Raw genomic sequence first — 22,054 nt, 5'->3', positions numbered from 1 at the left:
ATTTCACAGCAGACGAGGTGAGAAGATATTGACGGACACGGCATTCGAAGCGGCGGTGGAGCGCTATGGCGACATGGTGTTCCGGCTGGCGTTCAGCTATCTGAAAAACCGGGCGGACGCGGAGGACATCATGCAGGAGACGCTGCTGAAGCTCTACGAGGCGGAGAAGCCCTTCGACTCCCCGGAGCATGAGCGGTACTGGGTGGTGCGGGTGGCGGTGAACGGCTGCAAGCAGCTGCTTCGCTCCCCCTGGCGCCGCCACGGCCCCCTGGAGGAGGCGGAGGAGACGGCGGTATTCGACACGCCGGCCCAGAGCGAGCTGTTCCGGCAGGTGATGTCCCTGCCGTCAAAATACCGGGCGGTGGTGTACCTCCACTATTACGAGGGGTACGCCGTGGGGGAGATTGCCGCCGCCCTGGGCGCCAATCCGTCCACCGTCCAGACCTGGCTCATGCGGGCCAGGGGGCAGCTGAAACTGATCTTACAGGAGGCAGAGACATGATTGACGAGAAGCTGTATCAGGAGACCTTTTCCAGGCTCCGGGCCTCCGACAGAGCGAAAGAGGAGGTTTTTCTTATGAAGGAACAGAGAACTCACAGCAAGCGCATTCCCAAGTGCCTGCGGGCCGCGGCCATTGCCGCCGCCATGACCCTGGCCCTGGCGGCCACCGCGGGGGCCGCCAACCTGGCCACCGACGGGATGCTCTTCCAGAGCCTGCGGCAGGTGTGGAGCGACGGCTACGAGAGCCAGTACGAGGCCAAGGACGCCGAGGGCAACACCTACCAGCTCACCGTGACGGACAACAGCACCATCACCCAGTCCGGTGACCGGATGATGCTCCACGCGGCGGGGGAGGACCTGGACATCACCGACGCCATGAAGACGGAGGGCGCCTACCACTTTGAGAAGGAGACGGGCCGCAACCGCATTCAGGTGGACGTCACCGGCACCCTGAAGGACTGGACCATGGTGGAGGAGGTCACCGGCGAGGACGGCATCACCCACCGCTCCACCTCCAGCAGCGAGGACCTGAAGGACATGAAGACGGGAGCCGCCGTCGTCGGTGAAAAGGGCAGCAGTGAGACGGTGGAAAACACCACCACCGTCACCACTACCGCCACGGCGGGGGAATAAGACCATCAAAAAGCGCGGACAGAACCTTCTGTCCGCGCTTTTTTTCACCGCTCCTTATTGAGCCCCAGCAGATAGTCGGTGCTGACACCGTAGTACTTGCTCAGGGTGATCAAATGGTGGATGGGCAGTTCATTCGCTCCACGTTCATACCGGGCGTACATCGTCTGGGAAGTGCCCAGGACCTCGGCGATTTGAGTCTGGGTCTTGTCGGCATCTTCCCGTAAATCACGCAAAATGCGTACGTAGTCCATCTCTCCCACGTGCGACACCTCCCGCATGTGCTGTCTCTGACCGCTACTCACAAGGATAATTTAGCATAAAAAGGCAGGACCATTATTGACACAATACACAATTTTACTACAAAAGCGCCATATTTTTTCGCGGATTAGACGGAATTATTGGCACTTTGCGCAGAAATTTACTAACTTTTTCAACATCTGATGAAGAATTCCAACCTCTTTGCCGGAGAGCGCCGTCCGCGCTTTACAAGTTGGGAAAATGCGGGTATAATACTACCATACGCAATAAAGAAGAGGAAATACGTTATGGAATTTACACAGGGCGTCCGGTTCGACAGCCTGGGGCTGTCGCCGGAGATCATGCGTGCCATCGGGCAGCGCAATATTGAACTGTCCACCCCGGTCCAGGCGGGGTGCATCCCCCCCATGATGGCGTGGCAGGACGTCATCGCCAAGGCCCCCACGGGCACCGGCAAGACCTTTGCCTACGGCATCCCCATTGTGGAGCACATCGACCCGGAGGATGAGAGCGTCCAGGCGGTGATTCTGGCCCCCACCCGGGAGCTGGCCATCCAGATCACCGGGGAGCTGCGGGACATTGCCGCCTTCCGCGCCGGCGTGCGCAGCGTCTGCCTCTACGGCGGGCAGCCCATCGGCAAGCAGATCGATGCGCTAAAAAAGCGGCCCCAGATCGTGGTGGCCACCCCCGGGCGCCTCAGCGACCACATGAAGCGCCGCACCGTTCGGGTGGACACCGCCCAGACCGTGGTGCTGGACGAGGCGGACCGGATGCTGGACATGGGCTTCATCCACGACGTGACCCGCCTGCTGGACAAGATGGACAAGCGAAAGAACCTGGGGCTCTTCTCCGCCACCATCTCCCGGGAGGTCATGGACATCGCCTGGGTCTACCAGCGGGACGCGGCGGAGGTCACCGTCCGGGAGGACGAGGCCAACAAACCGGACATCAAGCAGTTCCGCATGGAGGTGTCCCAGAACGAGAAGGCCGACGTCATCGCCAAAATCCTCCGGGAGACCGGCTTTGACCGGTGCATGGCCTTCTGCAACACCAAGGGGGCCACGGAGCGCATCACCAAGTTCCTCCAGATGCAGGGCATCGACGCCGAGTGCATCCACGGCGACATCCCCCAGAAGAAGCGGGAAGAGGTGATGGACCGGTTCCGCCGGGGAGAGCTGCAGGTCTTCGTCTCCACCGACGTGGCGGCCCGGGGTATCGACGTGGACGACGTGGACATCGTGTTCAACTGCGACGTGCCTGACGAGAACCAGGACTATGTCCACCGCATCGGCCGCACCGGCCGGGCCAAGCGCCGGGGTGTGGCGGTGAGCCTCATCGCGGACTATCCCTCCAAGATGCGGATCGACGACATCGCCCAGAAGACCCGGAATGAGATCACCCCCGTGCGGTTTGACGAAAACGGCAAGCTGGCGGTGCTGGAGTAAGAAAAAACGGATGGCCGGGCAGACGCCCGGCCATCCGTTTTGCACGGGAGCGGCGGAAGCGGACGGTTTTTCTCAGTATAGCAGGAAACGGCCCCCGCCGCAACCGGACCATTTGTGAACGAATCCTTAAATTTTGTCATTTTTTGTTACTATCTGGGGACCGCGCCTTTACATCGGCGAAAAAATTCTTTATAATAACTCCGATCTGTGAGAAACGCTGGGGTGCTGCCTGTTGCGGCACCTGTTTTTTACTCCATTGAGAGAAGGAGCGGTTGCATGAATCTTTGGAAGCGGCTGGGGGCGGCGGCGCTGTCCGCGGCGCTGTGCATGGCGGTGCTGGCGGGCTGCGCCGGGGAGGCGGCGGACGGGGTGGCCCTGTCCGTGTGCGTGGGGGACACCCCGGTGACCCTGGACCCCATCTACGCCGAGGAGACCGGGGACCAGACCATCCTGGCCCACCTCTATGAGAATTTGATGCGGGTGACGGTGGACGTCACCGGCAAGACCACCGTCACCGGCGGCATGGCCAAGGACGTCACCCGGGATGCCAACTACGACGGCACCGTGACCTACACCTTCCGCCTCCGCAGCGCCAAGTGGTCCGACGGGCGGCCGGTGCGGGCGTCGGATTTCGTGTACGCCTGGCAGCGCCTGGCGGACCCCGCCAGCCAGTCCCCCTATGCGGAGCTGCTGTCGGTGGTGGACGGCTACGCCGCGGCCCGGAGCTCCGGGGACATGACCCAGCTCCAGGTGACGGCGAAAAACGACAGCACCCTGATCGTGGTGCTGGACGGCAATTACGACTGGTTTTTGACGGAGGTGTGCACCTCCCCCGCCACCATGCCTCTGCGAAAGGACGTGCTGCAAAAGCTGAAGGAGGCGGCGGAGGAGAAGAACCTCCAGGCGGAGGAGGCAGGGCGGACCGGCGACGCCCGCTGGTGGTCCGACCCCACCGCCCTGGTGACCAACGGCCCCTACCAGGCGGCGTCCTACGAGGCGGGCGGCCCCCTGGGTCTGGTGAAGAGCGAGCGGTACTACGGCACCCAGGCGGGGCCCAAGGCCCTGGATTTCCACTTCGCCGCCACCGCGGCGGAGGCCTGGCGGCTGTATGAGGAGAAGACGGTGGACGGGGTCTCCCCCCTGACGGAGGAGCAGCTGGCGCAGCGCTCCGCCGGGGAGGAGTGGGCCGGTGTCCCGGAGCTGTCCACCTACGCGGTGCTCTTCAACTGCAACACGTTCCAGGACGGCCCGGTGCGGCAGGCCCTGGCCATGGCGGTGGACCGCAACGCCCTGGTGGCCGCCGCCGGCGTGACAGCCCTGCCTGCGGAGGGCCTGGTGCCCCCCGGGGTGCCGGAGGACGAGGCGTCGGATTTCCGGGGGGCGGACGCCCCGCTGCTGGACAATGATCCGGCGCTGTACCAGGAGCGCTGCGCCCAGGCCCTGGAGCTGCTGCAACAGGCTGGGTACGACGGCGGAAGGGCCTTGGGGGAGCTGGAGTACCTGTATGTGGAGTCGGACCGCAACGCCGCCGTGGCCCTGGCGCTGTGCCAGATGTGGCAGGACGTGCTCCAGGTCCGCGTGACGCCCCGGGGCGTCACGGAGCAGGAGCTGTGGGCCGCCCTGCGCACCGGCGCGTACAGCATCGCCGGCGCGGATTTGGGGGCCGTGGGCAACGACGCGGAGTGCTTCTTGATGCAGTGGACCTCCACAAGCCCGGACAACGTGACGGGCTATTCCAACAGCGCCTACGACACCCTGATGGAGATCATCGCCAGCGCCGCCGACGGCACCGCCCGGATGGGCTGCCTCCACGACGCGGAGGAGCTGCTGCTGACGGACTACCCCCTGGTGCCCCTCTACACCCGGGAGACGGACTGGGAGCTGCGAGAGACGCTGACCGGCGCCTGCCGGGACGCCCGCGGCTGGTTCGTGTTCTCCGGCGTGGTGAGCAGAAACGGATAAAAGAACCAAAAGCACGGGGCGCCCCAGGGCGCCCCGTGCTCTTTTTGCGCCTGCCGGGGGGGACCTGTCCGCAGGGGCCTGGGGACAAAAAAATTCCCGGAACCCCCAGGGTTCCGGGAATTGGAAGAGCAATCAGCGCTTGCTGAACTGAGGCGCACGGCGGGCGGCCTTCAGGCCGTACTTCTTGCGCTCCTTCATGCGGGGGTCGCGGGTCAGGAAACCGGCCTTCTTCAGGATGGGGCGGTTGTCCTCGCTGGCCAGCAGCAGGGCCCGGGCGATGCCGTGGCGCAGGGCGCCGGCCTGGCCGGACACGCCGCCGCCGGTGACGGTGGCCACAATGTCCATCTTGCCGGTGTTGCCGGTGGCCTCCAGGGGCTGGCGGACCACCATCTTCAGGGTGTCCAGGCCGAAGTACTCGTCGATATCCCGGCCGTTGATGGTGATGGCGCCGGTGCCGTTGGGGAACAGATGGACGCGGGCCACGGAGGACTTCCGGCGGCCGGTGCCATACAGGTAAGGCTTCTTAGACTGATACATTCTCTTTACTCCTCCTTATTCGACGTCCAGAGCCACGGGCTTCTGGGCCTGCTGCTCATAGTTGGCGTCGGCGTAGATGTGCAGGCGCTTCAGAGAATCCTTGGAGATGGTGTTCTTGGGCATCATGCCGCGGATGGCCACCCGCATGGCCACGTCGGGCTTCTCCTGCATCAGAATGCGGTAGGGGGTCTCCTTCAGGCCGCCCACCCAGCCGGAGTGGGTGCGATAGATTTTCTGGGTGCCCTTGTTGCCGGTGAGGACGGCCTTGCCGGCGTTGATGATGATGACGTTGTCGCCGCAGTCGGCGTGGGGGGTGTAGGTGGGCTTGGTCTTGCCGCGCAGCAGGTCGGCAGCCCGGACGGCGGTCTTGCCCAGGGGCTTGCCGGCAGCGTCCAGGATGTACCACTTACGCTCGATGTTGGCCTTATTTGCCATAAAAGTGGACATGGTGTTTCCTCCGATATTGATATTTGTATTTGCTTTACAAATCAAGAGCTCCGGGGTAAAATCGGAGCAAGATTATTTATACCACGGGGGACGGGCCCTGTCAACTGCAAATTGATTTAGTGCGGGTAAAGCTTTGATTTTCTCTTGATTTCTATCAATATCTCGTCAATGCTGACTTTCGTTTTTTGAAATTTCGGGCGGCGGCAAAAAAAGAGCACGCGGGCCGGCGGCCCAGCGTGCCCGAAAGCGGCGGTATGTAGCGGCTACAGCACCCACTGGGTCAGCAGCAGGAGCACGAAGCCCGGCAGGCCCAGGACGCCGATAACCAGGGCGTTCCACAGGTTCAGGCCCAGGGCGATGCCGGTGAAGGCGGCGGTGGCGTTGACGGCCCACAGCGCCAGAAAGCCCAGGAGGGTGTTTCCCAGCAGCCGCAGAGCCAGCCGCAGCGGCGCGCGGAACACCCGCAGCAGCGCAATGAGGAAGAAGCCCCCCAGGAGGGCGGCCAGAATTTTTTGGCTCAGGTCCATGTGGGCTCCCCCTCCGGGCAGGCGGCGGCCGCGGCGCTCTCCGGGCTCCGCTCCTTGATGGCGCGGATCAGGTAGTTGCACCGGGCCTTCACCGCGCTGATCTGGTAGACGCAGGACTCCACCAGCTCCGGGTCCAGAGCCTGGTTGAACTGCCGGTAGGCAAAGGCCAGCTCACCCTGGGCGGTGAGGAGCTCCGCCTTTAAGGCCAGCAGCTCCGGGTCCGGCTTGGAACGTTTGGAAAAGATGGTTGTTTTCATGGCTGTGTCCCTCCTACCTAACTTTTATGGAGAGTTTGGACAAATATGCCAGTTTTATACAAAAGAGGAGGCGGGAACCATGACACAAGAGGAGGGCTATATGGCCCAGGCCCTGGAGCTGGCCCGGGAGGCCGCGGCGGCGGGAGAGGTGCCGGTGGGCTGCGTCATCGTCCGGGAGGGAATCGTGGTGGGCCGGGGCCGCAACCGCCGGGAGGAGCGGCAGGCCACCGCCTCCCACGCGGAGATGGAGGCCATCGCCCAGGCCAATGCGGCTTTGGGCACCTGGCGGCTGGAGGACTGCCAGCTGTATGTGACTCTGGAGCCGTGCCCCATGTGCGCCGGGGCCATTTTGAACGCCCGCATCCCGCGGGTGTGGTACGGCGCCCGGGACGAGGCCATGGGGGCCTGCGGCGGGGTGACGAACCTGTTTATGGAGGCCTTCCCCCATCCCCCGGCCCTGGTGGGGGGAATCCTGGCGGAGCCCTGCCGGGCAGTGCTGGCGGATTTTTTTGCGGGGCTGCGGGGCAGGCGGGAGGAGTGATATGAACCATTTGCAAGCATTTGGACGTACCACGGCGGGAGATATGTGATAAAACGACCCATCAGGATGGCGGTATCTCCTGACGGGTCGTGTAAAAGGACAGGCTGTGAGCAGACAAAAGCCGGGGTCGGCACCGGAACACCACCGGTGCGGTCCTGACTTTTCCACGTCCGTTTCCGCCTGCCGGTTTGCCAAAAGGGGAACCTCTGGGAATTATGCGGGAAGAATCCGGATGAAAGGCGGGAGGGGAGCGGCGGACGGAGTGGACGGGGATCTCATTGGGATGTTTTAGCCACCCAGGGCGGGGCTGGCGGCGGCACACAGGGCGGGAGTGGAAATTGTACGAATGGAAAGGAAGCAGTGCCGGCCGCCGATGGGGGCACGGTCTGCCGGAGGCCTGGGAAATGGTTCCGGGCCGTCAGTGAGGTGCTTGTTCTCTCTGTTCTCCGGGAGACTTTTTGTTGGTCTCTTTCTTTATCGCCTCCCATCGCCTGATCCATTCCACCCGGTCGGAGTCGATGCAATTGATTTTCCTTGTGATAAAATATTCCAGAATTACCAGCGAAAAGGGGGCGAGCGCGCAAAGGGTCACCTGCATATCCAAGGTTTTTCCTTTTACATAATTTGTGAGAAACAGGAGGTAGCTGATAACGCACAGCACGAGACATTCATCGTAATGCAAAATTTTGAAGCTCTCCTTTCCGGATTTCTTATTTTCCAAATTTTGTGCCATGAGGTCCGCGTTGATGGTCTCCCATTGGATGCCCGGAAGATGTGGTTCAACAAAAACGATCAGATATCCGGCTAATTTTGCGGTTGCGAACCGGTAGTAGGAAATGCGGAGGGACATGGGGATCAAAATGCAGAACGGCATCAAATAGAGGATGGTGGACTGCTGTGTAATTGCAAGGGTCATCAGCGCGACAGAGGTAGTAATGGTAAAGGTCAAAAGGGAATTATGGAGCGCCAGCTTGTGCATGATCTCTTCTTGAATCCGGTCGTATTCCTTGCACAGATATTCCGGGTTTTCCATGTGTTTGCCCCCCCTAACTTTGTCGAATAGATGCATATATAGTGTAACATTCTGGAAAGGGGCTGTCCATGGGTTATCCGGTGACTGAGCGGTGAAAAGCGGCTGCATGTAACGGAAAAAGCTTGGCGGCTGCTTCAAAAGCACCGCGGCGTGGCCGTGGCGGAGACCCGGCCATCCGGCGGCTCTTTGGGCAACCCGCGGGGGAGGGCTTGCAGACGGGTGGGACCGGCGGTACAATAGGAAGAAACGCGGAAGGGGAGGCCGCTGGTGGATGAGGAGCTGCGCAATCGGATCAAACGGAAAGTGAGGGCCTACTACGGGGTGGATGCAGATCCACCCACGGAAGAGGAGAAGAAAGTCTTCCTGAATTCTTTGAAAGAGCGGCTTCAAAAGGGCGAACTACACGGGCCATTGGAAGAATCGGATACAAATATTGACCGGTTCCAGTAGAGTACCAGGCAGCCTATACCAGACAAATTTTGAAGAACCGCATGGCTCTGGCGTGGAGGTGTTTGCCTACGACGGAAGGCTGCGGGCAAAGGTCGGTAGCCGCGCAATTGAGGACCGCGGTGAAGCGGCAACCCTGCAGGATGGGGCTGTGGGGGCTCCTAACCGGGAGGCCGGGGAGCTGACGCCGAAGGAGATTGCGGCGCGTGAGGCGGTTCGCTCCTATGTTGCTGTGGGAGCAGAGAAATCATCACATTCGGAAAGGACGGTTTGTACATGAAAGTGTTGCTTCACATTGACGACAGCGCCCGATGGGCAATGACCCTGGGCAACGCCGCAAACCTATTGCAGTATGCTGCCTCGTCCGGCACGCCCCTGATACTTGAAATCGTCGCCAACGGCCCCGCTGTCCGCGAATTGCGCGCTGCGGCGGCGGAAAAACTTGGGATGGATGCTCAATTGGAGTCGCTTGCGCCGTCTGTGCGTATCTGCGCATGCGAGAACGCGTTGAGGGCCAACGGGATTTCCGCCGAAGAGCTGTATCCATTCGTACAGGTCGTCCCCGCAGGTGTGGCGGAGCTTGCCCTTCGGCAGGACGAGGGATTTGCCTATATCAAGCCTTAAATGTTCTCCGATTTCGTCCAGAGCGATTCATATTCCACGGGCCATCCGGCATACTATGATCCGGTGATGATATTGAAGTGGAAAACGCATTTGCCTGATTTGGTTTTTATCCTGATCGCGCTGGCGGCCGGTGGCCTCTCCGCGATTGCCGTCATGAAGGGGATGCCCTTTTACGAGCAGCTCGCAAAGCCGCCGCTGACACCGCCCTCCGCGGTGTTTCCCATCGCCTGGTCGATTCTGTATCTTCTGATGGGGATTGGAGCGGCCAGGGTGTGGAAGGCGCATGCGCCACGCCGCGGTACGGCGATCGCGGTTTTTGGCGTGCAGCTTGTCATAAACGCACTGTGGAGCGTTTGGTTTTTTGCGCTTCAGGCGCTCCTTTTTGCCTTTGTGTGGCTGATCGCGCTCATTTTGGCGATTGCGCTCATGATTCGTGTGTTTTCCGGGATTGATCGCCCTGCCGCATGGATGCAGGTCCCATACCTGCTGTGGTGCTGCTTTGCAGCTTATCTCAATTTTGGCATCTGGATACTGAACCGTTAAGACTGCCGCCCCTTCGCCGGGGCGGCTTTCCCTTATTCCCCCGGCACATGCCGAACAAATTCGCAATTTTGGGCACACTAGTCGTGAGGTGATGGATATGTCTTATGTGAACCCTGCCCTGCGGTCCAAATTTGAAACGCTGCCCATTGACCTGAAAAACGAGATCCTTGCCCGCGACGTCACCATCAGGAATCTCAATGACCTGATCCATGTTCTGCAAGAGATCATCGACGAGGCCGAGGCCGCCCCTTAATTGGGGCGGTTTTCTTTTTCGCGGGCGGTCGTATATGGGACGGGGACAGACGTCAATTTGTGGAGGGGATTCCTTGCGGCCCATTGGTATGCTGCTCACCGTCGCTGCTGCGATGCGGCTGTACTGGGGATGCGCCGGAGGGATTCTGCCCGCGGAGCGGGCACCGGCAGGCGGCCGCGGAGAAGCTGGCGGCGTATTGAGAGAGAAAACGGGTGATGGTTGAAGGAATGTGGAACCGGTTTTTTGCACGATAAGACCCGTTTGGCTGTACCGGAACTTTTTCCAGAACAGCTTGTGCAATTACATATTTTTTCATTTGTGGAAGACGCCGCACCTGCTGGAATATAAGGCGTTTAACAGAATTTTTTGTAAGAATTTGTGAAAAATAAAAAATGTGCGAGATTTAAGACTTTTGTAACAAATGGCGCTGGTTTGCTTAACAACTCTCTAGTATCTTAATACTTGCAAGAGACAAAACTTCTTTTCATCCAATCTTCCAAAACGGATAGGGGCCAGCTTTTCAGCTGGCCCCTATCCGTTTTGGCAAACAGGAAGCCGCACTCCGTCAGGAGCGCGGCTTCCCGCTGATCGGCCCGGTCCTGCGGGCCGGGCTTTCTCCGTGCCCTCGTAAGGAGCCATAGGAAAACCTGGCCGGCCAACATCCGGCACCAACTCTTGTTTCAACCCACGTGCCCCTTGCAGGGCGCGGCTCCAGACCCCGTTCCACGCACTCCACGCAAGCGTAATTTCAACCCACACGCCCCTCGCGGGGCGCGACCTCACCAGTTCCGTAATCTGCACCGTCACCGCTACTTCAACCCACACGCTCCCCGCGGAACGCGACGGTCAATCCCCATGACACCCAGACGCTCTCGTTCTAATTTCAATCCACGCTCCCCGCGAGGAGAGTGACCGGCGGCAGCGAGGGCGTCTACCTGGACGTTTACCTATTTCAATCCACGCGCCCCGTGAGGGAGCGACTTCATGCTGGAGGAGGCGCGGCATCGCTGTATGCCCCGGGGGAGAGAACGCCCTGGTTCAGTCCGAGTTCCCTGTCAACGCAAAGCTGCCGGAGCCTGCGCGGTCCGGCAGCTTCCCTTGCCCCGAGCGGCAGATGCCGCAGCTCCGCGCACGCCCCGCTCCCGCCCGGACGGCCTGGGAGACGGCGTGTCGAAACCGGTAGAATTTTGGGCGGAGCTGTGCTACAATGTCACCCATTCCCCTGGTCTTCGGGACCGGGTTCCGCCGCCGGGGCCAGGAGCCGCAGCGCCAGGAGGCCCAGCAGATACGCGGTGCTCCCCGTATAGAGCAGCAGGGAGGAGACCGCCGGGCCGCTGTCCGCCAGGGAGGCCAGGGACAGGACGGCGGCGGCGCCGGTGTACAGGGCGAAGCGCCGGGTCTGCCCCGCCTGGAAGGCGAAGGAGGACAGGCGGTAGAAGGCCAGGGTCAGAAAGACCAGGGCCAGCAGCTCCACGCAATAGGCCGCCAGCGCGGGATTTACGGAGTCGATCCGGTAGGTCAGCACCAGCCGGATCACCAGGTTGGCCACCATCAGCAAGAGCCAGTTTCCGGAGACGGTCCGGGGCGGGTCCGCCCGGCGGCAGGCGGCGGCGCAGAGGGCCAGCCCGGCGGCGGAGGCCAGGGTCAGCAGCCCCAGCAGCACGTGGATCCGGGGGGAGAAGCCACCGCCGGAGGTGAGGACGACCACGGAGGTCATGCCGGAGGGATCGGCGGCGGAGAGGAGGTCCCCCATCGCCTGCCCCAAAAAGCCCAGCCCCAGGAAGAGGTCCGCCGCGCCGGAGAGGACCAGGAGAAACACTCCGGCCACCGGCAGCAGCAGGAGCCGGGTGTCTCCAGTGGTGAAGTCCGCCGGGAAGGCGGGGCCGGGGGCGGATTCTTTGGGCAGGTGCCCCGCCAGCGCGGCCAGCACCACCCCCAGCGCCGCCAGCAGCGCCGCCAGGGCGATGCCCGGAAGGTTGCCGGGGATGGGCAGGCCGGTTCCCAGCTCGAAGCCGGTCCGGTTTTGCAGCAGCCGCAGCGCGAAGGCGGCGGCGCCTCCGGCCACGGCGGCCAGAGGGAGCAGAAGCTGTTTTTTCATCAGAAAAACTCCTTTTGGAGGAAGAATTGACGCAAAACGCGAATATTAGTATAGCACATGGAAAACAGTTTGTCCATGCCGGGCCTCATTTTCCGGCGGCGGAACGCATACAGTGGAGGGACAGGCCAGCCCATACGGAAGAGGAGGAGCTCCATGAGACGAAACAACCCGGTGCGCCAGAGCGTGGCGGTGTCGGCGCTGCTGATCGCGGCGCTGTTTTTCCTGCCCTTGGCGGTGATTATGCCCTTCCGGTCGGAGCTGTTCGGCCGGGAGACGGCGGTGGACGAGACGGAGGGGGCCCCCTTCCTCAGCGGCGACCGGGACGCGGAGACGGTGCTGAAGGTGCTGAACGGGGACACGGTGGAGGAGATGGACCTGGGGACCTACCTGGTGGGGGTGGTGCGGGCGGAGATGCCCGCCTCCTTCCAGAGCGAGGCGCTGAAGGCCCAGGCGGTGGCGGCCCGGACCTACACCCTCTACAAAATGCTGAGCGGCGGCAACCACGGGGACACCGCCGACATCTGCACCGACTCCACCTGCTGCCAGGCCTGGATTGCCGAGGACCGGGCCCGGGCAAACTGGGGGGAGAACGCCGGCGCCTATGAGGAGAAGATTGAGGCGGCGGTGCGGGACACCGACGGGGAGACGATTCTCTACGGCGGGGTGCCCATTCTGGCGGTGTTCCACTCCTCGTCGGCGGGACTGACCCGGGCGGCGGGAGAGGTGTGGGTCAACGACCTGCCCTATCTCCAGGCCGTGGAGTCCCCAGAGCCTCAGGACGCCATCCCCAACTACTACAGCCGCTCCGCCTTTTCGGCGGAGGACTTCCGCAAGCGGATTCTGGCGGCGGAGCCGGGGGCGGACCTGTCCGGAAGCATGAGCGGCTGGCTGCAGCACCCCGTCACCGACGGGGCGGGCAGCGTGGAGACGGTGACGGTGGGGGGCGTGCCCATGAAGGGCACCCGGCTGCGGTCCATCCTGGGGCTGCGGTCCGCCTGCTTCGAGTGGGAGGTGCAGGACGGGGAGCTGGTGTTTTTCGTCACCGGCTACGGCCACGGCGTGGGGCTGAGCCAATACGGCGCCAACGAGATGGCGGCGGAGGGGGCGGACTACCGGGAAATTCTCACCCACTACTATACCGGCGTGACGGTGGAGCCCTACACGCCGTGACGCTTTACAAGGCGCGGGGAACTGTGATAAAATAAAACTCTTAGAACCGACAGAAAAACGGGGGGTGAGGCGATGAAACGGAAGGCCGCGGCGCTGCTGGCGTGCCTGTTGCTGGTGGTGCAGCTGGCGTCTCCGCCCGCCCGGGCGGCGGAGAGCGTCTACTTTGTGGCGGCGGGCAGCAACGTCCTGCCCATGAGCGACGACACTATGCCCTTCTGGTCCGGCGGATACCTCTATATCGCCAGCTCCATCTTCACCGGCATCGTCTGGAGCTCCCTGGGCATCTCCCACGTGCCCGGCAATGCCCGGCAGCCGCTGATCCTTTACAGCGGCGACGACCGCCCGCTGATGTTTGACGCCGGGGCCTCCTACGCCAGGGACTCCGCCGGAAACACCTACTACCCCGGCGCTGTGGAGCGCAACGGCACGACATTCGTGCCCGCGTCCACGGTGGCAAGCTTTTTCGGCTTACAGTATTCCCTGATTCCCAATGTGGAGCACGGGTATCTGGTGTGGCTGCGGCAGCCGGGCTACGGGCTGTCGGACGAGGACTTTGCCGACGCCGCCACCTATCCCATGGCCGCCTGCTACGCCCAGTACCTGAAGTCCAAGGAGCGGCCCGTCACGCCGGTGACACCGCCGGTGACGGACCCCCAGCCGGAGGAGCCCCCCGCCAGCGGGAAGAGCGTCTACCTCTGCCTGGAGGCGGAGGACACGGCGGCCCAGCTGCTGGACGTGCTGGACCGGCACGGGGCCCAGGCCGCCTTCTTCTGCTCCCTGGAATTTCTGGAGACCCAGGGGGACCTGCTGCGGCGGATGGCCGCTACGGGACACTCCGTGGGCATTCTGGTGGACGGCGCCGACCCCCGGCGCACCCCGGAGGAGCAGCTGGAGGCGGGGAACCGGGCGCTGTACCGGGCCACCTTCCAGAAGACCCGGCTGGCCTACGTGCGGGACGGGGACGCCGCGGCGTCCCAGGCGGCGGAGGCGGCGGGGTTCCGCTGCCTGTACCCGGACCTGGACCGGGGGGACACCCCCCTGCGCAGCGGCTACCACGCCGGGACCCTGCTGCGGCAGGTGTCCGCCCGGCGGGGGAGCGTGACGGTGTGGCTGGGCGGGGCGGTGGGCACCGGCGGCCTGGGGGCCTTTTTGACCCAGGCGGCGGAGGCGGAGGACCGGTGCCTGCCCCTGACGGAGACGGCCTGAGCCCACTATTTACAGAAAATTCAACATACCCGGGCAGGAACGGGTATAATCAAAGGGAAAACATATAGAAACGGGAGGGAGCGCCATGGGCCGCAATATTTTGGTGGTGGAGGACGACCGCAACATCTCCGACCTCATCCACATGTATCTGGTGAAGGAGGGCTTTGACGTCCGGATCGCCGGGGACGGCGGGAAGGCCATCGAGGAGTTCCAAAAGCAGGTGCCCGATCTGATCCTCCTGGACATCATGCTGCCGGTGATGGACGGCTGGGCGGTGTGCGCCCGGGTGCGGGAGACCAGCAAGGTCCCCATCATCATGCTCACCGCCAAGAGCGAGGTCTTCGACCGGATTCAGGGCCTGGAGATGGGCGCCGACGACTATATCGTCAAGCCCTTTGAGATGAAGGAGCTCATCGCCCGGATCAACGCGGTGCTGCGGCGGACGGAGATTCCCAACGACACCAGCAAGCGCCTGACCTTCGACAAGCTGGTGATTGACCTGGACTCCTACGAGCTGATTGTGGACGGGAAAAAGATCGACACGCCCCCCAAGGAGCTGGAGCTGCTGTACCACCTGGCCTCCACCCCCAACCGGGTCTACACCCGCAACCAGCTTTTGGACGAGGTGTGGGGCTTCGACTACTTCGGCGACAGCCGCACCGTGGACGTGCACATCAAGCGCCTGCGGGAGAAGGTGGAGGACGTCTCCGGCCAGTGGGCGCTGAAAACGGTGTGGGGCGTGGGCTATAAGTTTGAGCTCACCGGGGCCAAGGCGGAGAAGGCGGGGGAATGAAGCGGTTTCATAAGCGGTTTCAGGGCCTCTACTGGCGCCAGCTGTGGGTCACCGCCGGCATGGTGATGCTGACGCTGCTGCTGTTGGGCGCGTCCTTTTTCTCCCTCAGCTACAACTACGCCCGGGACCAGACCAGCGAGGAGATGGAGACCCGGGCCCGGGTCATGAGCCAGCTCTCCGTCAGCTACCTGGAAAACGGGCGCTTCCTCTCCATTGACGAGCTGCAGACCGACCCCGCCTTCCAGCAGCTGGCCTCCTTTGCCGCCACGGTGTCGGACGTGCACTTTATGATTTGCGACACCGGCGGCCACGTGCTGCTCTCCACGGACGAGGGCCTCTCCGGCCAGGTGGTGACCATGCCGGAGGAGATGACCCGGGAGATCATGGAGAACGGCAACGCCGCCCGCCGGGACGATCTGGGGGGACTGTACCCCCAGAAGCGGGTGGTGGTGGGCGTGGCCGCCGTGAACCCCGTCACCCAGGAGGTGGTGGGCGAGGTGTTCTCCGTGTCCACCACCGCCTCCCTGGACTCCATGTGGAAGGGCTTTGTGGGGCTGTTCTTCATGACGGCCTTTGTAGTTTTGATGGTCTCCTTCATGGCCTCCTCCGTCACCGCCATGCGCCAGGTCCAGCCCATCCGGGAGATGGTCCAGGCCACCCGGCGGTATGCCGAGGGGGACTTTGACGTGCGGATGAAGGACTACGGCCGGGCCGACGAGATGGGCGAGCTGGCCGCCTCTTTTAACAACATGGCAGAGGCCCTCCAGCAGACGGAGCGCCAGCGGCGGGAGTTTGTGGCCAACATCTCCCACGAGCTGAAAACCCCCATGACCACCATCGCCGGGTATACCGACGGCATTCTGGACGGCACCATCCCCCCGGAGAACGAGCGGCAGTATTTGCAGATCATCTCCGACGAGAGCCGCCGCCTCAGCCGCATGGTGCGGCGGATGCTGGACGTGAGCCAGCTCCAGGCCATCGACCCCCTCCGGAGCGGGAGCCACTTCGACTTGTGCGAGAGCATGCGCCGGGTGCTGATCTCCATGGAGAAGAAAATCACGGACCGGCATCTGGATGTGGAGGCGGACATCCCGGAGGAGCCCATTCTGGTGCTGGGGGACAAGGACATGATCACCCAGGTGATCTACAACCTGCTGGAAAACGCCACCAAGTTCGCCCGGGAGGGCTCCACGCTGTACCTGGGCGTGGCCACCATCGACGGCAAGGCCCGGGTGACGGTGCAGAACCTGGGGGACACCATCGCGGCGGAGGAGCTGCCGCTGCTGTTCGAGCGGTTCCACAAGAGCGACAAGTCCCGCAGTGAGGACAAGGACGGCGTGGGGCTGGGGCTCTACATCGTCAAGACGATTTTGGAGCAGCACCGGGAAAAAATCAATGTGACCAGCGAGAACGGCGTGACCACGTTCACCTTCTCCCTGACCACGGAATGAGGAACCATGGAAGAACGTGACATGAACGGCCGGCGGGAGACGCCGGGGGAGGTGGTGGAGACCGATCGTCCCCGGGACCGCCGGGAGGTAGTGGAGACCTACCGCCCCCGGGACCGCCGGGAGGTGGTGGAGGTCTATACCCGCCCCATGCCGGGCCGGCGCCGGGAGGCGCCGCCGGTGCCCCTGGTGGAGCGGCGGGGGCGGCGGAAGGGCCTCTGGATTTTCCTGGCGTGCTTTTGCGGCGTGGCGGCTCTGGCGGCCGCCGCCTGGGCGCTGGACGGCGCCCAGGACTACCGGGACCCCTTTGAGCACTACTACCAGGAGGGGCAGGCGGAGCCGGCGGGGGAGCTGACCATTCCCGGCTATCCCACCGGCCAGGGCGCCCGGCTGGAGGTGCTGCAAAGCCACGGGGAGACCCTGGCCATCCAGGAGATTTACCGGCGGGTGAACCCGGCGGTGGTGACGGTGCTGGCCCAGCTGGACCAGGGCGTGTCTGTGGGCACCGGCGTCATCTTCACCGCCGACGGGTATCTGCTGACCAACTACCACGTGGTGGAGGGGGGCTCGGAGTGCTCCGTGGCCCTGGACACCGGGCACCGCTATGAGGCGCTGTACGTGGCGGGGGACCAGAAGAACGACCTGGCGGTTTTGAAGGTGGACGCGGAGGACCTGCCCGTGGCGTCCTTCGGCGACTCCGACCTCCTCTCGGTGGGAGACCCGGTGTACGCCATCGGCAACCCCCTGGGGGTGGAGCTGCGGGGCACGCTGACCGACGGCATCGTCTCCGCCATCAACCGGGACGTGCAGGTGGACGGCCGGACCATGACCCTGATCCAGACCAACGCAGCGCTGAACTCCGGCAACTCCGGCGGCCCCCTCATCAACCAGTACGGCCAGGTGGTGGGCATCAACGTCATCAAGATGAGCTCCCGGTACTCCAATGTGGAGGGCCTGGGCTTCGCCATCCCCTCCGCCTCCATGGACCGGATGGTAAACGATCTGCTGACCTACGGACAGGTGCAGCCGGAGCCGGTGCTGGGGGTGACGGTGAGCCAGGTGGGCGTGAAGCTGGGCGAGCTGGTGGGCGTGGAGGTGCTGGAGGTGACCCCCGGCTCCGCCGCGGACCGGGCGGGCATCCAGGCGGGGGACTACATTGTCTCCGCCGGCGGCATCGCCACCGGGACCAGCCAGGATCTGCTGCGGGCCCGCCGCCAGTACCATCTGGGGGAGCAGATGCCCCTGGTGCTGCTGCGGGACGGGCGGACGCTGGAGGTGACGCTGGAGCTGAAGGAGACGGAGGAGGACCTGTCCGGCGGGACGCCGCGTCTGCCGTGAGGACGTGAAAAAAGGAGTGACCTGATTCATCAGGTCACTCTTTTTTCTTCTGCGGCCAGAGGAGGCTGACGCCGGAGAGGAGCAGATATACGCCGAAGGGCCTGCGCAGAAGCTCCACGTCCAGGGCGGTGGCGACCCAGGCGCCCGCCAGGGCGGCGATCACCGCCGCGGGCACCGCCGCCTTCAGCGTGGGCTTGTCCAGATAGCCGCCCCGGGCGTGGCAGATCAGGGCGGTGGCGGCGGTGGGGAGGAAGAACAGCAGGTTGAAGCCCTGGGCGGTCCGCTGGTCCACCCCCAAAAACAGCGTCATCACCAGCAGCAGCAGCGTGCCGCCGCCCACGCCCCAGGCGGAGAGAATGCTGGCGCCCAGCCCGCAGAGAAAAGGAAGCAGCCATTCCGTCACAGCAGATATTTCACCCCCGCGTAAAAGAGAAATCCGGCGAAGAGCCACTTGAGGTACTTGGTGGGCACCTTTCCGTAGAGCTTGCCCCCCAGGGCGCCGCCGATGAGGCCGCCCGCCAGGTAGGGCAGGGCGGCAGAGAGGGACACGCCGCCCCGCCAGAGATACACCCCGGCGGACACCAGGCACACCGGGAAGATCACCCCCACGCAGGTGGCGTAGAGCTTCCGCTGCTCCAGCGGCCCCCACCGGGAGAGGATGGGCACGAACACCATCCCGCCCCCGCCGCCGAAGAGGCCGTTGGCCAGGCCCGCCGCGCCGCCGGCGATCCGCGCCGTCCATTTGCCGCCCAAGGCGCCACCTCCATCAACAATATGTACCGGTCCCCCAGGGAGGAGCGGGCCCCTCCCCCGGACCGGCAAGGTCATTTCAGCTTGAAGCTCTGGCAGTCGGTGCACTCCACCATGGTGGGGTTGGTCTCGTGGGTGCCCACCTGGATGGCGGTGAGACCGCAGTACTGGGTGTCCTGGCAGTGATGTGCGCAGTTGTTCACGGTGCACTTGATGCTCTGGTTGGGGGTGCATTCGCAGCCGCTGTTGGTGCAATCCTTATTCATGAACTGATCCTCCTGCATGAAGAATATTGGCTTCCGCCGGTAGGTAGTGTGCGCCGCCGCCGCAAAAGTATGCAAAAAAAGCGGGGCTTGTCCAAAAAGCCTCGCAGCGTTTCGCCGCCGGAGCGGCGGGGGCAGGAGAAGGGCTGTTCCGCCGCGCACAGGCCGCGGCGGAACAGCCCTTTTGGCCTGCGAGTATGGAAACGGCCCTCTCGGCCCGCAAGTGCGGAAACGGCCCGCTGCGCGTGTACGAAGTGGGCCGCAGCTCGGGGGCAAAAATACCGCAGGCATTTTTGCCCCCGCCTGGGCGGAACCGGTTTCCGGCTCCGCCCAGGCGGGGGAGAACCGCTCCGCTCAGATGCCCAGCAGCAGCGTGGCGAAGCGGAAGTAGATCAGCAGGGAGATGGAGTCCACGATGGTGGAGATGAAGGGGGAGGCCATCACCGCCGGGTCGAAGCCCGCCTTCTCCGCCAAAAGGGGCAGGGAGCAGCCCACCAGCTTGGCGCACAGCACCGTGCCAACCAGCGTCAGGCACACCACCAGCGCCACCAGCGGCGTCACCGCCGGGTTGTGCAGCAGCCAGCGGTCCACCACCATCATCTTCACGAAGTTGGCCGCCGCCAGGCAGATGCCGCAGCAAAAGGACACCCGGAACTCCTTCCAGAGGACCTTCAGCAAATCGGAAAACCGGACCTCCCCCAGCGACAGGGCCCGGATGACGGCGGTGGAGGCCTGGGTGCCGCTGTTGCCGCCGGTGCCAGAGAGCATGGGGATGAAGGAGGTCAAAATGGCGCAGGCGGAGAGGGAGTTCTCAAAGTGGGTGAGGATGATGCCGGTGAAGGTGGCGGAGAGCATCAGAATCAGCAGCCAGGGCGTCCGGGCCCGCCAGGTCTCCAGCACACCGGTTTTCAGGTAGGGCTTGTCGGAGGGGAGGATGGCGGCCATCAGCTCGATATCCTCCGTGACCTCCTCCTGCAACACGTCCATGGCGTCGTCCACGGTGACGATGCCCACCAGCCGGTTCTCCGTGTCCACCACCGGCAGGGCCAGGAAGTCGTATTTGCTCAGGGCCCGGGCGGTGGACTCCTGGTCGTCCAGGGTGTGGACGGAGATGATGTTGGTCTCCATAATGTCGCCGATGACGTCGTCCTCGTCCGCCAGCAGCAGCGTCCGGATGGACAGCAGGCCGATGAGGTGGCGGCCCTCGTCGATGACGTAGCAGATATTGATGGTCTCCTTGTCGGGGCCGGTGCGGCGGATGCGCTTGAAGGCGTCCTCCACCGTCATGGTCTCCTTCAGGTCCACGAACTCCGTGGTCATGATGCTGCCGGTGGAGTCCTCCGGGTATTTCAGGATCTCGTTGATGCTCTTGCGGGTCTCCGGGTCCGAGTGCTTCAAAATGCGCTTGACCACGTTGGCGGGCATCTCCTCCACGATGTCCACGGTGTCGTCCAGGTACAGTTCATCCAGGACTTCTTTCAGCTCCGTGTTGGAAAAGCTCTGGATCAGCAGTTCCTGCTCGTCGGAGTCCAGCTCCACGAAGACCTCCGCCGCCAGCTCCTTGGGCAGCAGGCGGAACACCAGGGGCACCTTCTCCCCCAGCTCCGTGCAGATGGAGGCGATGTCCGCCGCCTCCATGGGGAGGAGAAGGTCCCGCAGCGGGGCGTAGCGTTTTCGCTCGATGGAATCCTCGATGGTCTCCAGCAGCTCCGCCCGTTCGGTTTCCAGTTCAAACACGGCGCGTCTCCTCCTTCCGTTTTGTGTATAAAAAAACCAGTCGTGCCGTCCGGTACGACTGGAGAACCCTCCCTTGCCGGAAAACCGCAACTGGGTACAGTTTTCCCAACCGTTCAAGCTTTAGCCTCACAAGGCGGTGAAATCGCATTAGATGATACCTTCCTGTTCGATATCGCCTGTTCAAACCCTCTCATGATGTCTCCATCACTCTGCGGCAGCGATCCATATCCCTGTGGTAGCCTTACCTACCGGACGTATTTCTCTTTTATCTTATGCTAAAAAAAACCATGTGTCAATCAAATTCCTGTAAAACCGGCCTCTCCGCTCCCCAAAAGGACCAAAATTCGAGATAGAACAAATGTTGCATATCGGGCGGAGCTGTGGTATGATAAGAAGACGCAAAGCGCAGAAAATAGCTTGTGGAGACCGGCGGAAACGTGATATAATACAATATTCCACGAAAACCGGCGGGGCGCTCCCGCCGCGAAGAGGGGAGAGGCGGCCGGGTGGGCATCCATGACGGGCACAGGGAGAAGATGCGGCAGCGGTTTCTGCGGGGCGGATTGGACGCCTTCGCGGACCACGAGGCCCTGGAGCTGCTGCTGTACTACGCCATCCCCCGGCGGGACACCAACCCCGTGGCCCACGCGCTGATGGAGCGGTACGGCTCCCTCTCCGCGGTGCTGTCGGCGCCGGCGGAGGATTTGCAGCGGGTGGAGGGCGTGGGCGAGAGCGCGGCGGTGCTGCTGCGCCTGGTGGCGCCCCTGTGCCGGAAGGCCCGGCTGGCGGAGGCCGCCGGGGAGGAGCGGGTGCTGAACTCCTCGGAGCGGGCCGGGGCGTATCTGCTGGAGTGCTTCGAGGGAGAGAAGAACGAGGCCGTCTATCAGCTCTGCCTGGACCGGAAGGGAAAGCTCCTGGCCTGCAAGCGGCTGGGGGAGGGCAGCGTGGCCTCGGCGGATGTGGACATCCGCCGCCTGGTGGAAAACGCCATTCTCACCAACGCCAGCGCCGTGATCCTGGCCCACAACCACCCCAGCGGCGTGGCCCTGCCCTCCGACGGGGACTACGCCGCCACCGCCCGGGTGAAGGACGCCCTGGGCGCCATCGGCATCCAATTGGCGGATCATATCATCGTGGCCGACGGGGACTTTGTGTCCATGGCGGACAGCGGATATCTGGGATAAGCGCGGGGCGCCGCCCCGCCGGGCACGCGGCGCAGCGGCGTGCAGCGGGCCCCTCCGCC

The 22,054-nt window shown here is 63.5% G+C and carries 26 protein-coding genes and 1 riboswitch; of the genes, 15 read left to right on the top strand and 11 right to left on the bottom strand.

Going from position 1 to position 22,054, the window contains the following annotated elements; all coding sequences use genetic code 11:
* Positions 1-28: 28 nt before the first annotated feature.
* Together QZS21_RS06810 and QZS21_RS06805 are read left to right on the top strand one after the other, a co-directional pair.
* Positions 29-502: an RNA polymerase sigma factor gene (locus QZS21_RS06810; RefSeq protein WP_295581657.1), complete on the top strand. Its 474-nt coding sequence runs from the start codon at positions 29-31 to the stop codon at positions 500-502.
* The gene (locus QZS21_RS06805; RefSeq protein WP_295581655.1) at positions 499-1,134 is read left to right on the top strand and encodes a hypothetical protein; all 636 of its coding nucleotides are present in this window, start codon (positions 499-501) and stop codon (positions 1,132-1,134) included. The genes QZS21_RS06810 and QZS21_RS06805 overlap by 4 nt, the downstream gene beginning before the upstream one ends.
* A gap of 44 nt (positions 1,135-1,178) precedes the next feature.
* Here the strand turns inward: QZS21_RS06805 and QZS21_RS06800 are convergent, their stop codons facing one another.
* Positions 1,179-1,385 carry a helix-turn-helix domain-containing protein gene (locus tag QZS21_RS06800; protein WP_295581653.1) on the bottom strand — a complete coding sequence of 69 codons (207 nt, stop codon included), beginning with the start codon at positions 1,383-1,385 and terminating at the stop codon, positions 1,179-1,181.
* A 294-nt stretch (positions 1,386-1,679) separates the two neighbouring features.
* Here QZS21_RS06800 and QZS21_RS06795 point away from each other — a divergent pair, with 294 nt between their 5' ends.
* Both QZS21_RS06795 and QZS21_RS06790 read left to right on the top strand, forming a co-directional pair.
* Positions 1,680-2,837, top strand: a complete 1,158-nt coding sequence (locus tag QZS21_RS06795) for a DEAD/DEAH box helicase (RefSeq protein ID WP_295581650.1) — start codon at positions 1,680-1,682, stop codon at positions 2,835-2,837.
* A 276-nt stretch (positions 2,838-3,113) separates the two neighbouring features.
* Positions 3,114-4,799 carry a peptide ABC transporter substrate-binding protein gene (locus QZS21_RS06790; protein ID WP_295581648.1) on the top strand — a complete coding sequence of 562 codons (1,686 nt, stop codon included), beginning with the start codon at positions 3,114-3,116 and terminating at the stop codon, positions 4,797-4,799.
* 132 nt (positions 4,800-4,931) lie between these two features.
* Here the strand turns inward: QZS21_RS06790 and rpsI are convergent, their stop codons facing one another.
* The 4 genes from rpsI to QZS21_RS06770 form a co-directional block, all read right to left on the bottom strand.
* Positions 4,932-5,336: a 30S ribosomal protein S9 gene (gene rpsI / locus QZS21_RS06785; RefSeq protein WP_295581646.1), complete on the bottom strand. Its 405-nt coding sequence runs from the start codon at positions 5,334-5,336 to the stop codon at positions 4,932-4,934.
* Between the two features lie 15 nt (positions 5,337-5,351).
* Complete coding sequence (gene rplM / locus QZS21_RS06780; RefSeq protein WP_295581644.1) at positions 5,352-5,783, bottom strand: 50S ribosomal protein L13; 432 nt, start codon at positions 5,781-5,783, stop codon at positions 5,352-5,354.
* Positions 5,784-6,046: 263 nt separating this feature from the next.
* Positions 6,047-6,310 carry a pro-sigmaK processing inhibitor BofA family protein gene (locus QZS21_RS06775; RefSeq protein WP_295581642.1) on the bottom strand — a complete coding sequence of 88 codons (264 nt, stop codon included), beginning with the start codon at positions 6,308-6,310 and terminating at the stop codon, positions 6,047-6,049.
* The gene (locus tag QZS21_RS06770; protein ID WP_295581640.1) at positions 6,301-6,567 is read right to left on the bottom strand and encodes a DUF2508 family protein; all 267 of its coding nucleotides are present in this window, start codon (positions 6,565-6,567) and stop codon (positions 6,301-6,303) included. Before QZS21_RS06770 ends, QZS21_RS06775 begins: the two co-directional genes overlap by 10 nt.
* A gap of 79 nt (positions 6,568-6,646) precedes the next feature.
* On the opposite strand from QZS21_RS06770, the gene QZS21_RS06765 reads away from it, so the two are divergent.
* On the top strand, positions 6,647-7,108 hold the full coding sequence (locus QZS21_RS06765; protein WP_295581638.1) for a nucleoside deaminase: 462 nt from the start codon (positions 6,647-6,649) through the stop codon (positions 7,106-7,108).
* A 418-nt stretch (positions 7,109-7,526) separates the two neighbouring features.
* Here QZS21_RS06765 and QZS21_RS06760 read toward each other — a convergent pair whose 3' ends face one another.
* Positions 7,527-8,141, bottom strand: a complete 615-nt coding sequence (locus QZS21_RS06760; protein WP_295581636.1) for a hypothetical protein — start codon at positions 8,139-8,141, stop codon at positions 7,527-7,529.
* Between the two features lie 267 nt (positions 8,142-8,408).
* Between QZS21_RS06760 and QZS21_RS06755 the strand changes: the two genes are divergently transcribed.
* The 4 genes from QZS21_RS06755 (at position 8,409) to QZS21_RS06740 (ending at position 10,008) form a co-directional block, all read left to right on the top strand.
* Positions 8,409-8,591 carry a hypothetical protein gene (locus QZS21_RS06755; RefSeq protein WP_295581633.1) on the top strand — a complete coding sequence of 61 codons (183 nt, stop codon included), beginning with the start codon at positions 8,409-8,411 and terminating at the stop codon, positions 8,589-8,591.
* A 273-nt stretch (positions 8,592-8,864) separates the two neighbouring features.
* Positions 8,865-9,212, top strand: coding sequence for a DsrE family protein (locus QZS21_RS06750; RefSeq protein ID WP_295581631.1), 348 nt, complete (start codon positions 8,865-8,867; stop codon positions 9,210-9,212).
* Entirely contained in the window at positions 9,213-9,755 is a 543-nt protein-coding gene (locus QZS21_RS06745) for a TspO/MBR family protein (protein WP_295581628.1), read from the top strand.
* 97 nt (positions 9,756-9,852) lie between these two features.
* Positions 9,853-10,008 (top strand): hypothetical protein, encoded by a 156-nt coding sequence (locus tag QZS21_RS06740; protein WP_295581626.1) that lies wholly within the window; start codon positions 9,853-9,855, stop codon positions 10,006-10,008.
* A gap of 1,210 nt (positions 10,009-11,218) precedes the next feature.
* Here QZS21_RS06740 and QZS21_RS06735 read toward each other — a convergent pair.
* The gene (locus QZS21_RS06735; protein ID WP_295581624.1) at positions 11,219-12,106 is read right to left on the bottom strand and encodes a hypothetical protein; all 888 of its coding nucleotides are present in this window, start codon (positions 12,104-12,106) and stop codon (positions 11,219-11,221) included.
* A gap of 153 nt (positions 12,107-12,259) precedes the next feature.
* Here QZS21_RS06735 and spoIID point away from each other — a divergent pair, with 153 nt between their 5' ends.
* The 5 genes from spoIID to QZS21_RS06710 all read left to right on the top strand — a co-directional run bounded on the left by spoIID (position 12,260) and on the right by QZS21_RS06710 (position 18,061).
* Entirely contained in the window at positions 12,260-13,276 is a 1,017-nt protein-coding gene (gene spoIID, locus QZS21_RS06730) for a stage II sporulation protein D (RefSeq protein ID WP_295581621.1), read from the top strand.
* 72 nt (positions 13,277-13,348) lie between these two features.
* The gene (locus QZS21_RS06725; protein WP_295581619.1) at positions 13,349-14,482 is read left to right on the top strand and encodes a polysaccharide deacetylase family protein; all 1,134 of its coding nucleotides are present in this window, start codon (positions 13,349-13,351) and stop codon (positions 14,480-14,482) included.
* Positions 14,483-14,567: 85 nt separating this feature from the next.
* Positions 14,568-15,275 (top strand): response regulator transcription factor, encoded by a 708-nt coding sequence (locus QZS21_RS06720; RefSeq protein ID WP_295581617.1) that lies wholly within the window; start codon positions 14,568-14,570, stop codon positions 15,273-15,275.
* Positions 15,272-16,726 carry a HAMP domain-containing sensor histidine kinase gene (locus QZS21_RS06715; protein WP_295581614.1) on the top strand — a complete coding sequence of 485 codons (1,455 nt, stop codon included), beginning with the start codon at positions 15,272-15,274 and terminating at the stop codon, positions 16,724-16,726. Before QZS21_RS06720 ends, QZS21_RS06715 begins: the two co-directional genes overlap by 4 nt.
* A 6-nt stretch (positions 16,727-16,732) precedes the next feature.
* Positions 16,733-18,061, top strand: coding sequence for a S1C family serine protease (locus tag QZS21_RS06710; RefSeq protein WP_295581612.1), 1,329 nt, complete (start codon positions 16,733-16,735; stop codon positions 18,059-18,061).
* Positions 18,062-18,095: 34 nt separating this feature from the next.
* Here QZS21_RS06710 and QZS21_RS06705 read toward each other — a convergent pair whose 3' ends face one another.
* From QZS21_RS06705 to mgtE, 4 genes are all read right to left on the bottom strand, one after another.
* The gene (locus tag QZS21_RS06705; RefSeq protein ID WP_295581609.1) at positions 18,096-18,464 is read right to left on the bottom strand and encodes a TSUP family transporter; all 369 of its coding nucleotides are present in this window, start codon (positions 18,462-18,464) and stop codon (positions 18,096-18,098) included.
* Positions 18,461-18,814, bottom strand: a complete 354-nt coding sequence (locus QZS21_RS06700) for a TSUP family transporter (RefSeq protein ID WP_295581607.1) — start codon at positions 18,812-18,814, stop codon at positions 18,461-18,463. The genes QZS21_RS06705 and QZS21_RS06700 overlap by 4 nt, the downstream gene beginning before the upstream one ends.
* Before the next feature lie 71 nt (positions 18,815-18,885).
* A complete protein-coding gene (locus QZS21_RS06695; RefSeq protein WP_295581605.1) occupies positions 18,886-19,077 on the bottom strand; it encodes a DUF1540 domain-containing protein in 192 nt (63 codons plus the stop codon).
* 351 nt (positions 19,078-19,428) lie between these two features.
* Complete coding sequence (gene mgtE, locus QZS21_RS06690; protein ID WP_295581603.1) at positions 19,429-20,811, bottom strand: magnesium transporter; 1,383 nt, start codon at positions 20,809-20,811, stop codon at positions 19,429-19,431.
* A gap of 97 nt (positions 20,812-20,908) precedes the next feature.
* A riboswitch (M-box (ykoK) riboswitch) is annotated at positions 20,909-21,071 on the bottom strand.
* 246 nt (positions 21,072-21,317) lie between these two features.
* On the opposite strand from mgtE, the gene radC reads away from it, so the two are divergent.
* Positions 21,318-21,995 (top strand): RadC family protein, encoded by a 678-nt coding sequence (radC, locus tag QZS21_RS06685; protein WP_295581601.1) that lies wholly within the window; start codon positions 21,318-21,320, stop codon positions 21,993-21,995.
* The last annotated feature ends 59 nt before the right edge of the window (positions 21,996-22,054 follow it).

The organism is uncultured Oscillibacter sp. (assembly GCF_900544955.1).
Classification (GTDB): domain Bacteria; phylum Bacillota; class Clostridia; order Oscillospirales; family Oscillospiraceae; genus Oscillibacter.
The sequence above is the reverse complement of the archived record's forward strand: the minus strand, read 5'-3'. Positions and strand labels throughout refer to the sequence as shown.

Bases quoted from the DNA above. Each gene is read 5' to 3' on its own strand.
- QZS21_RS06760 (WP_295581636.1), bottom strand. From the start codon at position 8,141: ATGGAAAACCCGGAATATCTGTGCAAGGAATACGACCGGATTCAAGAA.
- spoIID (WP_295581621.1), top strand. From the start codon at position 12,260: ATGAGACGAAACAACCCGGTGCGCCAGAGCGTGGCGGTGTCGGCGCTG.
- QZS21_RS06735 (WP_295581624.1), bottom strand. From the start codon at position 12,106: ATGAAAAAACAGCTTCTGCTCCCTCTGGCCGCCGTGGCCGGAGGCGCC.
- QZS21_RS06795 (WP_295581650.1), top strand. From the start codon at position 1,680: ATGGAATTTACACAGGGCGTCCGGTTCGACAGCCTGGGGCTGTCGCCG.
- QZS21_RS06725 (WP_295581619.1), top strand. From the start codon at position 13,349: ATGAAACGGAAGGCCGCGGCGCTGCTGGCGTGCCTGTTGCTGGTGGTG.
- QZS21_RS06710 (WP_295581612.1), top strand. From the start codon at position 16,733: ATGGAAGAACGTGACATGAACGGCCGGCGGGAGACGCCGGGGGAGGTG.
- QZS21_RS06775 (WP_295581642.1), bottom strand. From the start codon at position 6,310: ATGGACCTGAGCCAAAAAATTCTGGCCGCCCTCCTGGGGGGCTTCTTC.
- QZS21_RS06740 (WP_295581626.1), top strand. From the start codon at position 9,853: ATGTCTTATGTGAACCCTGCCCTGCGGTCCAAATTTGAAACGCTGCCC.
- rplM (WP_295581644.1), bottom strand. From the start codon at position 5,783: ATGTCCACTTTTATGGCAAATAAGGCCAACATCGAGCGTAAGTGGTAC.
- QZS21_RS06800 (WP_295581653.1), bottom strand. From the start codon at position 1,385: ATGGACTACGTACGCATTTTGCGTGATTTACGGGAAGATGCCGACAAG.
- QZS21_RS06720 (WP_295581617.1), top strand. From the start codon at position 14,568: ATGGGCCGCAATATTTTGGTGGTGGAGGACGACCGCAACATCTCCGAC.
- QZS21_RS06765 (WP_295581638.1), top strand. From the start codon at position 6,647: ATGACACAAGAGGAGGGCTATATGGCCCAGGCCCTGGAGCTGGCCCGG.
- QZS21_RS06790 (WP_295581648.1), top strand. From the start codon at position 3,114: ATGAATCTTTGGAAGCGGCTGGGGGCGGCGGCGCTGTCCGCGGCGCTG.
- rpsI (WP_295581646.1), bottom strand. From the start codon at position 5,336: ATGTATCAGTCTAAGAAGCCTTACCTGTATGGCACCGGCCGCCGGAAG.
- QZS21_RS06715 (WP_295581614.1), top strand. From the start codon at position 15,272: ATGAAGCGGTTTCATAAGCGGTTTCAGGGCCTCTACTGGCGCCAGCTG.
- QZS21_RS06695 (WP_295581605.1), bottom strand. From the start codon at position 19,077: ATGAATAAGGATTGCACCAACAGCGGCTGCGAATGCACCCCCAACCAG.
- QZS21_RS06770 (WP_295581640.1), bottom strand. From the start codon at position 6,567: ATGAAAACAACCATCTTTTCCAAACGTTCCAAGCCGGACCCGGAGCTG.
- QZS21_RS06745 (WP_295581628.1), top strand. From the start codon at position 9,213: ATGTTCTCCGATTTCGTCCAGAGCGATTCATATTCCACGGGCCATCCG.
- QZS21_RS06805 (WP_295581655.1), top strand. From the start codon at position 499: ATGATTGACGAGAAGCTGTATCAGGAGACCTTTTCCAGGCTCCGGGCC.
- QZS21_RS06750 (WP_295581631.1), top strand. From the start codon at position 8,865: ATGAAAGTGTTGCTTCACATTGACGACAGCGCCCGATGGGCAATGACC.